The sequence below is a fragment of the Providencia sp. CIM-Carb-044 genome, assembly GCF_033901115.1.
Lineage (GTDB): Bacteria > Pseudomonadota > Gammaproteobacteria > Enterobacterales > Enterobacteriaceae > Providencia > Providencia hangzhouensis.
Genome location: NZ_JAXADV010000003.1, coordinates 236,751 through 249,010, shown reverse-complemented (window position 1 = coordinate 249,010; position 12,260 = coordinate 236,751). Strand labels below are relative to the sequence as shown.

General features: G+C 38.5%; 10 protein-coding genes and 1 pseudogene. 4 read left to right on the top strand and 7 right to left on the bottom strand.

Features of this window, described 5'->3' with window-relative positions; genetic code table 11:
• Positions 1-2,037, top strand: a pseudogene (locus SJ312_RS07660) (hypothetical protein); the annotation flags it as partial.
• 259 nt (positions 2,038-2,296) lie between these two features.
• Here the strand turns inward: SJ312_RS07660 and SJ312_RS07655 are convergent.
• From SJ312_RS07655 to SJ312_RS07645, 3 genes are all read right to left on the bottom strand, one after another.
• Entirely contained in the window at positions 2,297-3,115 is an 819-nt protein-coding gene (locus tag SJ312_RS07655) for a helix-turn-helix transcriptional regulator (protein ID WP_004261788.1), read from the bottom strand.
• A gap of 729 nt (positions 3,116-3,844) precedes the next feature.
• Positions 3,845-4,207 carry a nitrous oxide-stimulated promoter family protein gene (locus SJ312_RS07650; protein ID WP_096863321.1) on the bottom strand — a complete coding sequence of 121 codons (363 nt, stop codon included), beginning with the start codon at positions 4,205-4,207 and terminating at the stop codon, positions 3,845-3,847.
• Positions 4,208-4,483: 276 nt separating this feature from the next.
• A complete protein-coding gene (locus SJ312_RS07645; protein WP_004261774.1) occupies positions 4,484-4,696 on the bottom strand; it encodes a DUF465 domain-containing protein in 213 nt (70 codons plus the stop codon).
• A gap of 267 nt (positions 4,697-4,963) precedes the next feature.
• On the opposite strand from SJ312_RS07645, the gene eco reads away from it, so the two are divergent.
• The gene (eco, locus tag SJ312_RS07640; protein ID WP_094962081.1) at positions 4,964-5,440 is read left to right on the top strand and encodes a serine protease inhibitor ecotin; all 477 of its coding nucleotides are present in this window, start codon (positions 4,964-4,966) and stop codon (positions 5,438-5,440) included.
• 211 nt (positions 5,441-5,651) lie between these two features.
• Here eco and SJ312_RS07635 read toward each other — a convergent pair whose 3' ends face one another.
• Positions 5,652-6,089: a universal stress protein gene (locus SJ312_RS07635; RefSeq protein ID WP_004261767.1), complete on the bottom strand. Its 438-nt coding sequence runs from the start codon at positions 6,087-6,089 to the stop codon at positions 5,652-5,654.
• Positions 6,090-6,388: 299 nt separating this feature from the next.
• Between SJ312_RS07635 and SJ312_RS07630 the strand changes: the two genes are divergently transcribed.
• Both SJ312_RS07630 and SJ312_RS07625 read left to right on the top strand, forming a co-directional pair.
• Complete coding sequence (locus tag SJ312_RS07630; protein ID WP_004261765.1) at positions 6,389-7,318, top strand: cation diffusion facilitator family transporter; 930 nt, start codon at positions 6,389-6,391, stop codon at positions 7,316-7,318.
• Between the two features lie 234 nt (positions 7,319-7,552).
• Positions 7,553-8,593 carry a galactose-1-epimerase gene (locus tag SJ312_RS07625; protein ID WP_096863458.1) on the top strand — a complete coding sequence of 347 codons (1,041 nt, stop codon included), beginning with the start codon at positions 7,553-7,555 and terminating at the stop codon, positions 8,591-8,593.
• A gap of 85 nt (positions 8,594-8,678) precedes the next feature.
• Here SJ312_RS07625 and SJ312_RS07620 read toward each other — a convergent pair whose 3' ends face one another.
• The 3 genes from SJ312_RS07620 to prpB all read right to left on the bottom strand — a co-directional run bounded on the left by SJ312_RS07620 (position 8,679) and on the right by prpB (position 12,257).
• Positions 8,679-10,133 (bottom strand): bifunctional 2-methylcitrate dehydratase/aconitate hydratase, encoded by a 1,455-nt coding sequence (locus SJ312_RS07620; RefSeq protein ID WP_096863323.1) that lies wholly within the window; start codon positions 10,131-10,133, stop codon positions 8,679-8,681.
• 11 nt (positions 10,134-10,144) lie between these two features.
• Complete coding sequence (prpC, locus tag SJ312_RS07615; protein ID WP_094962084.1) at positions 10,145-11,308, bottom strand: 2-methylcitrate synthase; 1,164 nt, start codon at positions 11,306-11,308, stop codon at positions 10,145-10,147.
• Positions 11,309-11,369: 61 nt separating this feature from the next.
• Entirely contained in the window at positions 11,370-12,257 is an 888-nt protein-coding gene (gene prpB, locus SJ312_RS07610; RefSeq protein ID WP_110592133.1) for a methylisocitrate lyase, read from the bottom strand.
• Positions 12,258-12,260: the final 3 nt, after the last annotated feature.

The window sequence follows — 12,260 nt, the reverse complement described above, 5'->3', positions numbered from 1 at the left end:
GCGAAACTCCGCCAACAAGAGCAAAATTACGTTACGGCACAGGCGCAACTGAAACAAGCGAACGCAGATCTACAAAAGCTCCAAGGGGAGATGGAAAAACAGACCGCCTTGATGAGCCAAGCCAGCGACCAACAAGTTAAAGCGTTGACGGCGGATTTAAACAAACAACTCGCTTTGTTGAAGCAAAAAGAAGACGGGTTGAAGAAAGCTGAAACGGAAAGCCAAACCACCCGTGAGGCGCTCGCCAAACAGCAAGCGGACGCAAAAGCGTTAGCGGAGAAAAACCAGCAGCTTGCTGCCGAATTGCAACAAAAAGCGCAACAAGCGGAAAAAATTCAAGTGTCCTTAGCCGAGCAGACGGCGAAGGCTGCCGAGAAGGTGGCGTTAGAAGCCGAACTGGCTGAGGCGAAAAAACAGTTAGCCGAGCACCAAACGGCACAAAATGCGTTGTCCAAACAGTTTGCGAACAGTGAAAAACAGCAAGCCGAGTTGCAGGCGAAACTCCGCCAACAAGAGCAAAATTACGTTACGGCACAGGCGCAACTGAAACAAGCGAACACGGATTTGCAGCAGCTGAAGAATGAAGTTGAAACAAAAACAGCTTTAATGAATCAAGCCAGTGACCAACAGATTAAAGCGCTGACGGCAGATTTAAACAAACAACTCGCTTTGCTGAAGCAAAAAGAAGACGGGTTGAAGAAAGCTGAAACGGAAAGTAAAGTAACTCGTGAGGCGCTCGCCAAACAGCAAGCAGATGCAAAAGCGTTAGCGGAGAAAAACCAGCAGCTTGTTACGCAACTGAAACAGAAAGCGCAGCAAGCAGATAAGATCCAAGCATCTTTAGCAGAGCAAACTGCCAAATTAGCACAAAAAATTACGTTAGAGTCTGAATTAGCAACAGCAAAAAAACAGTTGGCTGAGCAGCAAGCAGCACAGAATGTTTTATCAAAACAATATGTTGAGAGCCAAAAGCAACAGCAACAATTGCAAGAAAACTTAAAACAAAATGAACAAAATTTTGTTAATGCTCAAAAACAATTGGAACAGGCTAATGCAGAACTGCTGAAATTACAAAAAGATGTTGAAAAACAAACAGCGCTAGTAGGTCAAGCAAGTGACAAGCAAGTTAAAGCGTTAACTGCGGACTTAAATAAACAAGTTACATTATTGAAAGAAAAAGAAAGCGCTATTGCCAAGTTAGAATCTGAGAAAAAATCAATTAGTGACGCTCTTGCTACCCAAGAAAGTGAGAAGAAAAAACTTGACCAGCAAAACCAGCAATTTACTAAGCAGACTAAGGCTCAAGAAGACAAAATCAGCAAACTTGAAAGTGATATTGCGGCTAAAACAAAGAAACAGTCTGAAATTGAGCAAAAACTGACAGACACGAATAAACTTCTTGGTGATTTAAAAGCGAACTCTCAAAAAGAGTTGGCATTAGCACAAGAAAAATTGAAAAAACTACAAACGGAATTGGATTCAAGTAAATCCATTTCGAGTGATGAAGCTTTAAAATCACAAATTATGGCGTTAAATCGACAGATAACTCAATTACAAAATGAAAATGATGCATTAAAAGCAAGAGGTGGTTCGAAATCGAGTACTGGTCTGGCTGGGCGAATTCCTCCTAGCAAAGATGCAAAAGTGATTGCCGCAGAAAATGCGAAGAAAAACCAAAAAATTATTGAGCAAATTACCGCTCAAAAATACAGTAAGCTCGATAGCAATACTTACTATAAAATCATTCAAGTTGGCTCACCGATAAAAGACGTGAAAAATAAAGACGTGACTTTTATTATGAGAGAGCAATTAACTGACGGTAAGGTTACGGTGTTGTATACCGATCAAAACCCTGTCACATTACCTTATAATCAGTTACCTGCACCATTAAACTCCTTTGTCGAACGAGCAGGGGAAGGGGGAATGGTTAAAGTCTATATTAAACCTGAAGGTGGGTATGGCGTTGAAGGCATACCAGGTGAGGTACCACCAAACTCCATGTCAATTATTGATTTAAAAATAATCAAAGCGAAATAGCATAGCTTTTATTTAAGGTTATCTTAAAGGTAATTTGTCACTGAAAGGCAAATTACCTTTTTTTGTGATGTATCAATCTGAAAGAAGTATAAGAAGTATAAGAAGTATAAGAAGTATAAGAAGTATAAGAAGTATAAGAAGTATAAGAAGTGAATGTGAATATTTAAAGGAAGGATTTGATGTTTGCCTTTCTGCCAGATTATAGTGAAGATTAAACTTCTATAACTGACAGGGCATGAGTTAGAGTCTTACTGAGCGGTTAAGCTGCTATTCTTGACCGACTCGGTGTGTAGCCAAACCGTTTTCGATAAGTTTGGGTGAAGTAAGATTGACTTGAAAAGCCTGCTTCCATAGAAACCTCTACAATACTCATTGTAGTATTAATTAATAACTGGTGTGCATACATAATACGTTTTTCACTTATCCATGCGCGTGGTGACGTTGCATAAACGGTATTGAACAGTTCTTTAAATGTTGTTAATCCCATACCAAAAGTACGTGCGAACTCACTTAATTTCCACTCTTTAAGATAATTATTTTCCATAAACATTTGTAGACGTTCTATTTGGCGACTACTTAGCTGTCTAAAATTAGATAGCAATAAAGCACCTTGTTCACTGTAGCTTAGTAATAACAGTAATTCACTAACTCGGAGTGAGAAAATGACGTCAGGGTATTCGTTATTAACAAATGTATTTAAGCTTGATTTGATTTCTTCAATGAGAGGGGATGAATTAAATTTAATGATATCACAGGGTAAGCCTTCATTGCGGTCTATTTCGCTTAACTCAGTGCCATGATTGGCGATGAAACTACGCAAAAAGTTATCATCCAAGGATATCCAAAGTAATTTGCAACTTGTTGTTTCAGTGAGCTGTAGTGAGTAAGCTCCCTGTTTGTGATATAAGATATCGCCTTCATTTAAAGATTGTGAGTTAGCTGGGGTTTCTAGTAACACAGAGCCTTGTTCTATAATTAAAAGCCCTTTAGTTTCTAGGTCAATAATGTTATGGGCCGCGTTACTATCAATGTTTATCTGTTTAATGAAGTGTCGATTTGGTGAGTTTATTGCTTGCATGACTATACCTTTTTAATCGTATTTAAATATAAATTCAAAATAAAATATTCAACTATTCCTATCTGGTGATATAAAGCATGGATGTTATTAGTATGATTGAAATTATATAAATCGATTAATTTTGTGTCACATTATAATTCTAAATATAAATAAATGTTTCTAAATATACTTTTTCCGAGCTATTGGTGTGTATTGCTCGGTATTTTTTGTGTAATTAGTGGGGTAATTTAATTATTATACTTATAATTTTAATTAGTTTGGATTTTTAATCTGAATTGATAAAATTAGTCGTATGTTAATATGTTATCGTTTTTTACACCTAAACCGTGTTTTTTTCTACTTTCTTCTTACTTATCATTTTTAGCATAGTAATATAAATTTTAGCTATGCTAATGATGATTATAGATTTCGGCAAAACTATCATTTATTAATTTTGCTAATGTAATTAATGGTTATTAATCTAAGTTATTTATTTTTTAAATCGATATGATTGATTTAATTTATTAAGATGTGGGGATTGCTATTTGTTTGTGACTTGAGTCTCGTTTTTTAATTGATAGGTTTCTATGATTGCTTTAATAGGTATTTTAAATATATATTTTTATAAATAGTTCTTTAGCGTTACTACTTATTGCTCGCCATTTTTCAACATCTTTGTGCTTTATTATTTCTCCTCATGTTGTACTTTGCTTTAAATAGAGGGTTAAGCTTGAGCTATAGGCTCACTAATTATGGCTCTTGTTTCTGAGTTGCTCGCTTGTTTACTTTAGCTGGTAAATCAGGGACTGGTTTACGATCATCAAGTAAATGACGTATAGCGAGAATTGGGTGATGGATTAACATCTTCGGGCCAGCCCAGCGCATAACTAGCTTCATCTGCTCTCTCATTTTGGGTTGGTAACAATGGATTGGACATTGTTTACATGCTGGTTTTTCTTCTCCATATCGGCATTTTTCTAATCTATTAACGGCATAGGAAAATAGTTTTTGATAAAAATCAGGTGATTCTGCTGGTGCTGGATAGGCTTTCTCATAGATTTTTATCATTTTTTCAATCGTTTTAATTTCACGGTGTATGCGTTTGCCAACCATAGAAAATTCTCTATAAAAACAAAACATATATTTAATATACAATTTATGGTTGGTTTATGATAATTTTTTTGTATTTTTATTGATGGGACTCAATAAAATAGTGAGTTATTAGGCGTAATAAAAAGAGGGTAATAAAAAAATACCCTCTTATATTAGTGTGAAAAAACACTAGCTAACGTTAAATGATCGATAGAATATCATTATCTTTTAGGATGTTAGCCCAGTTTTTGAATTTCATTATGTGAGAAAAACAACTAATACTATTATCGTGATAACCTATTGACTCGAGAGCATTATTTTTTGCATTTCATCTTTAAGATGTAATTTTTCTTTTTTTAGCTTAGCGACATGCTCATTGTAACCAGCACCAGAAGGCCCTTCTAATTTGCTGATTTCTTTGTCGAGTTGATGATGTTTTTCATAAAGAGTTTGAAAACGGGGATGTGTAGAGATTAATTTTGAAACTAAATCTTGATCTGCTGATAACATACTACCTCCTCAGAATATATTAAGCCTCAGTTTCAGTATAAACAGTGCATGCATTTTGTACATCCAAATAGCTTGTAATTTACATAATTTTTATTAGTTTTATGATCCTTCTACTAGAATTAAGTAGTATTACATGGCTTTTACCTGAGTTATCTATATTTTTGTAATTAAGAATCATCTATAGTGATAATTACGGTGTAAATGACTTAACATGGATAAAAGACTGGTTTTAAAAATTAGTTTTGTGTTCTTAAATAGGAATAAATAATGAAAAAAGCGATTTTATCTGTAATGGCGGCGGCACTAATTTCATCTTGTGCAGTAGCAACGGAAGATTTGGAAAAGATCGCGCCATACCCAAAAGCAGAATCGGGTATGACTCGTCATGTGATTGAATTAACCAAGCAACAAAATGAAAATGACTTTATGGTTGAGTTAGTTATTGGAAAAACGATCAAAGCAGATTGTAACCGCCAATGGTTTATGGGTGATCTAGATAGAAAGACGTTGGAAGGCTGGGGCTATGATTATTATAAACTCGACGAAGTAAAAGGCCCTGCATCTACTATGATGGGATGCTCTGAGCCTGCAAAAGACCGTTTTGTGACGACTCAATTAGGCGATGATGCATTTGTGCGTTATAACAGCAAATTACCGATTGTGGTTTATGCTCCGAAAGATATGCAAGTAAAATATCGTATCTGGTCTACAGACGATAAATTAATTGATTCAGTTACAAAATAAATATTAAAGAAAATGCCGCATTTAGCGGCATTCAGACTGCTGACAAACATATTATGTTTGGCGGTAAGTCTAATAGGTTTTGAAAATAAATCAGGAAAATCAATTTATTGATTTTCGGCTGATAACACAAAGCGGGAACAACCACGCTTTTATCCCGCTTTGTCAACAACCTCAAATGCCGCATTTAGCGGCATTTTTTATAGAAACCAATTTAGCGAATAACGAAGACAGATGTTTTCGCATGGCGCACGATTGCAGAGGCTGTTGAACCTAATAAATAGGTTGAAGTGCTTGGGTGATGGGAGCCAACAACAATGAGATCTGCGCTAATTTCTTGCGCATAATCTAAAATTTCATCTTTAGCTGAACCAATACCAATTTTGCAGTTAATCCGTTCATCAGCAACTTTGATATCTTTAATGACTTCTTCTAACGCACGCATTGCAAGGATTGAGCGTTCCGCAGAATCTTTGTTGCTTTCTGGTAATGCGGCAATTTCAATACCAAAAAATAACTCAAGGCTCGGAATAACGGATAGAAAATGAATTTCAGCTGAGCTTAGTTGCGCTAGTGCCTCAACGTGTTTGATGATCTCTTGGTTTAATTCATCTTCTAACAAATCAATAGGGACTAGGATTTTTTTATACATAGCTACCTCATTTTCGTATTATTTAAAATTAATTACAAAAGATTATCTACAATATACTATAAGTTAAATGAAAAGTAATAAATGCTATAACGTGCGCATTTATAGCGATAATCTAAAAATGACATAGCTTCTTCTTTGAAAAGAAAGAATAATTATTATCAACTCTCAGTGTTATTTACAAATCACACAGAGACTTTTAACAAAATATATGCGAAGATCGCGGCAAGTTGCTTAACTAATTGATTTAAATGTATTATTTGAATGATAATTGTTTTGTTTTTCATTAAAGAACCTATTTTATGACTATGAATAATGCTTCAACACAGAAAAAAAGTGATTTTGAAATCCAACAAATAAAATTTAAAGCCGCAAAAAAAAGTACCTTAGTCAGTGTTGTCGTAAATATTTTCTTATCGATTTGGCAGATAATTGTTGGTATTTTTTCTCATTCTTCCGGGTTAGTCGCTGACGGTATTCATACATTATCGGATTTGGTCGCTGATTTTGTGGTGTTGATAGCCAATAAGAAAAGCCACAAGAAGCCAGATGAAGACCATCCATATGGTCATTTTCGTTATGAAAATGGCGCTTCATTAATATTAGGTATTATTTTATTAATTGTGGGCGTGGGAATGGTTTGGTCAGCGATTGAAAAATTACTGAAACCTGAGTTAATTCCTGAAGTTCACTCAATTGCATTGATTGTTGCACTGATTGCTTTAGTCGCAAAAGAGGGGCTGTTTCGCTATATGTTGCATGTCGCGAAAAAAGTAAACTCCAGTATGTTAGTGGCGAATGCATGGCATGCTCGTTCCGATGCGGCTTCCTCCCTAGTGGTGGCCATTGGTATTGTTGGTAGCTTGTGTGGGTTTAAAATTTTTGACCCACTGGCCGCGTTGATTGTAGGGACATTTGTTTTTCGGATGGGGTTTAAATTCACTAATCAATCCATGCAAGATTTAATGGATAAAGGCGCAGACGAAGAAACTTTGCAGGAAATCCGTTCTGTTTTGGATAATATTAGTGAGTTATCAGGATATCATGATTTAAAAACACGTAAATCGGGTGACTTTTTATTGGTGGATGTGCATTTAGAGCTTGATGGAAATATGAGTATTACTGTTGGCCATGAAATTGCGGTAAATGTGCGTAAAAAATTGATGGAAAACCCATTAATTTTGGATGTTATGACCCACCTTGACCCGTATGACAAAGACGCTAAGCATTAATCATACATTTATTTTATTTTTCGATAAAAACCGAGCTTTAAAGTGGCTCGGTTTTTTATTGCAAGCTATTATGTAAAATCAACACATTAATTATTGCACCTGATTGATTACAAGACGAAAATTAATAAGCGGTTTCAAGATGGCACAATAAGGTATTTGTTTCAAAATATAGGGCAAATGTAGCAAACCCCAAAAAATGCTCTCTATAGTGATTATTGAATGATTGAGGAAAAAATGCGGTTAACTCAAGAACAATGTCAGACATTTCGCGCCCCAAAGGTCATTGCCCTTACTAATCAAAATGGTATGAAGGTTATTCTCAGTAGCCTAGGAGCTAGTTGGGTTAGCTGTATACTTCCGCTAGCAACAGGAAAACGAGATGTTGTTTTAGGTTCACCCAATATGGCTAAACAGATGGAACAGGGGGTATACCTTGGTTCAATCGTTGGGCGAGTCGCTAACCGCATAAATAATTCACGATTCACGCTAAATGAACAGTACTATCAGCTTGCGAATAACCAAGGTGTACATTGCTTGAATGGTGGAAAACACAGTTTTAGCCATCGCATATGGGGTATTTTTCAACCAACACCTCAAAAAGCTATTTTTTCTTTGACGTCGCCTGTTGGTGATCAAGGCTTTCCGGGGCAGTTAGACGTTGAAGTGAGCTATGAACTTACAGAAGATAATCAAGTCGTTATTCACCATACTTATCAATCGACAGAAGCTTGCCCTGTTAACCTTGCGAATCACATCTACTTTAACTTAGCGGGGGAGGACTCGGTCAGAACGGCTTTGGAACATGATTTATATATTGATGCAGACCAATATTTGCTGACAGATATGGACGGTATCCCAACGGGAGAGTGGTATAACGTTGCAGATACAAATTTTGATTTTCGCCAAAGTAAACGGATTGGCCGAGATTTCTTACAAGATGATGACCAACGTCGAGTTGGGGGGTATGACCATACGTTTATATTAAACAATACATTAACCGATGGTCTGCAGACGGTGGCAACCCTCGGGGCACCAAGTGGTGATGTGCGGCTAAATATCGCAACCACGCAGCCTGCATTACATGTGTACAGTGGAAATAACCTGCTTGCAACGTCGGGGAAAACACGAACGTATGTCCCTTATTCAGGGGTAGTGATAGCAACTCAGTTTCCAGCAGATGCAATCAATCACCCTGAGTGGGGAGAACAATACAGTTCGATTGCATTTCCTCAACAAATGTACCAAAACCAAACGCGTTACCAATTTGTTTTCTAATACAATAGTGAATATTCAGCGCCTCTATATTAAGGCGCTGAATTACTCGCCAGTTAATGCTCGCCAGTTAATAATTTCCTTAGTCTTAAATAACGAATAGATCCATATATTCATTGACGGGCATTTTTTCTAGCATTGGCTTATCGAGAGAGGCTTTTAAAATTCGAATTTGTTGAGCCTCTGGGAATTGCCTTGCTAAATTAATTCTAAATTTATTTAATAACAATGGCATCCCTTCTTTACGGCGGCGTTTATGGCCAACAGGATATTCGATAACAACTTCATCAAGCACTTGCCCATCCTTCAATGTAATGGTTAACCCATTGCTAATCGAACGTTTTTCAGGGTCATGATAGTCTCGGGTAAACTGTGCATCTTCAGTGCAATGCATTTTTGCACGTAATGCATCAATACGCTCATCTTTGGCAATATTATCTTCATAATCAGCAGCCGTTAAACGACCAAAAATTAATGGGATAGCGACCATATATTGAATGCAATGGTCACGATCTGCCGGATTATGTAATGGGCCTTTTTTATCAATGATACGAATACAAGCTTCATGAGTGCGTATGGCAATAGACTCAATATCTTGAGCCGTTTTTCCTAATTTTTCGAGGGTTTGGTGGAGTTGTAACGCTGCCTCTACTGCTGTTTGGGAATGAAACTCAGCAGGGAAAGAAATCTTAAACAACACATTTTCCATAACATAGGAGCCATAAGGACGTTGAAAACACAGGGGTTGTCCATTAAATAAAACATCGTAGAAGCCCCAGGTTTTAGCCGTTAGCGCCGTTGGATAGCCCATTTCCCCTTTTTGAGCCATTAAAGCTAGCCGTACAGCACGGGAGGTGGCGTCACCTGCCGCCCATGACTTGCGAGACCCTGTATTGGGGCTGTGGCGGTAGGTACGTAAGCTGTGGCCATCAATCCACGCTTGGGAAACAGCATTGAGAATTTGTTCTCTTTCCAGCCCCAATAGATGAGAAACAACCGCAGTTGATGCCACTTTGACTAAAATAACATGGTCGAGCCCGACTTGGTTAAAGGCATTTTCTAGTGCGATGCAGCCTTGAATTTCATGCGCTTTAATTAATGCAGTCAAAACATCTCTAATAACTAGCGGGGGCTTGCCTTTCGCAATGTTTTCACGAGAAAGCCAATCCGCAGTGGCTAAAATACCACCAAGGTTATCCGACGGGTGGCCCCATTCGGCAGCCAGCCAAGTGTCATTAAAGTCGAGCCAACGGCACATTGTGCCAAGATTAAATGCGCCTTGCACTGGGTCTAATTGAAATTGGGTGCCTGGGATTTTTGTGCCATTTGGCACAATCGTACCCGGAACGATAGGCCCTAATAATTTTTTACATGCAGGGTATTCAAGGGATTCCATACCGCAACCAAGGGTATCGAGCAGGCAATGATAAGCCGTATCATAGGCGAGGTCAGAAATAATTGGGTAATCCATTACATAATCAACAATATCGCTGATCACTTTATCAAATTCAATTTGTTGCGAACGCACGGTTTGTGTTGTCATTAGGTTACCTTTTAACGCTGTTCTATAGGAGTAAATAATTGATTTTCAGGACCAATATAGTTGGCTGAAGGACGAATAATTTTATTATCTTGTCGTTGCTCAATAATATGTGCTGACCAGCCAGCGGTACGTGCCATAACAAATAATGGGGTAAACATGGCGGTGGGAATGCCCATAAGGTGATAAGCCACAGCAGAAAACCAATCTAAATTTGGAAACATGTTTTTTTCACGTTTCATTACGGATTCAATTCGATCCGCAACGGTATAAAGATGTCGATTTAGGCTCTGTTCAGATAACTGTAAAGCGACAGACTTGATAATAGGGTGGCGGGGGTCTGCGAGGGTATAAACGGGGTGGCCAAACCCAATGATAACCTCACTATTTTTAACGCGCGCTGTAATATCTTGTTCTGCTTCCTCCATTGAGGCATAACGTTGCTGAATTTCTAATGAAACTTCATTTGCCCCCCCGTGTTTTGGGCCACGCAAAGCGGCAATTGCACCTGTCATCGCAGAGTAAAAATCCGTGCCTGTTCCCGCAATAACCCTTGCTGCGAATGTCGATGCGTTAAATTCATGTTCTGCGTATAAAATTGCCGCAATATGCATAAATTTTTCCCATTGAGCAGGGGGCTTTTTACCGTGTAATAGGTGCAAGAAATGCGCGCCAATTGAATCATCATCAGTTTGGGTTTCAATACGTCTTCCATGGTGGCTAAAGTGATACCAATATAACAACATCGAACCCAGTGACGCTAATAAGCGATCAGCAATATCCCTAGCACCGGAAAAAGGGTGAGATTCTTTTTCGGGTAACACGCAGCCCATCATTGATACGCCTGTGCGCATGACGTCCATTGGGTGCGCGTTCGCGGGTATGGATTCTAACGTTTGTTTAACACTTGCCGGTAACCCCCGAAGAGATTGCAGCTTTTCTTTATATGCAACGAGTTCGGTTGCTGTCGGCAGCCTTTCATGGATGAGCAAATGCGCGATTTCTTCAAATTCACATTGTGTGGCTAAGTCGTGAATGTCAAACCCGCGATAATGCAGGTCATTACCATTACGCCCAACGGTACAAAGTGCGGTATTTCCTGCAGTAATACCTGAAAGTGCAACGGATTTTTTAGGTTTAAATTGAGGTGTTTCAGTACGACTAAGTTGTTCATTCATCATTTATTCCTTGTAGGGGACAGAGGCGATGCAACTTTTAGTAATGATAATTGCCTAAAAATTAAGATTTATTCTTGGAAAATAACGCATCCAGTTTTTGTTCATAATCGTAATAATGAATACTTTGATACAGCTCTTCTCGAGTCTGCATAAGTGGAATGACACTTTTTTGAGTGCCCTCTTTGCGTAATGTTGTATAAACCTGTTCAGCGGCTTTATTCATGGCTCGAAACGCAGACAGTGGATACAGCGCAATGGCAATGTCAACACTGCGTAGTTCATCAAGAGTAAATAAAGGGGTTTGACCAAATTCAGTTAAATTGGCCAGTACGGGAGCGGAGGTATTACTTGTAAACTGTTGATACATAGAAAGCTCAGTAATTGCCTCTGGAAAAAGCATGTCCGCACCGGCTTCTAAGTAGGCTTGTGCACGTTCCAGTGCGGCATCAATGCCTTCGACCGCTAATGCATCGGTTCGAGCCATAATGACAAAGCTGCCATCGGTTCGTGCATCAACAGCCGCCTTGATGCGGTCGACCATCTCTTGTGTCGAAACAATTTCTTTATTAGGGCGATGGCCACAACGTTTTGCACCCACTTGGTCTTCAATATGCAACCCTGCCGCACCGGCTTTACAAAAGGATTTCACCGTGCGGGCGACATTAAAAGCAGAAGGACCAAAGCCAATATCGGCATCGACCATAAGTGGTAAGTCACATACATCAGTAATGCGTCGAATATCAATTAAAACATCATCTAACGTTGAAATACCTAAGTCCGGCATGCCCAGTGACCCCGCAGCGACGCCACCTCCAGATAAGTAAATAGCTTTATAGCCAGCTTGTTTTGCAAGGAGCGCGTGGTTGGCATTGATAGTTCCAACGAGCTGCAATGGAGATTCTTGCTTGATAGCCTCACGAAATTTTTGTCCTGCACTAAATGACGACATAAT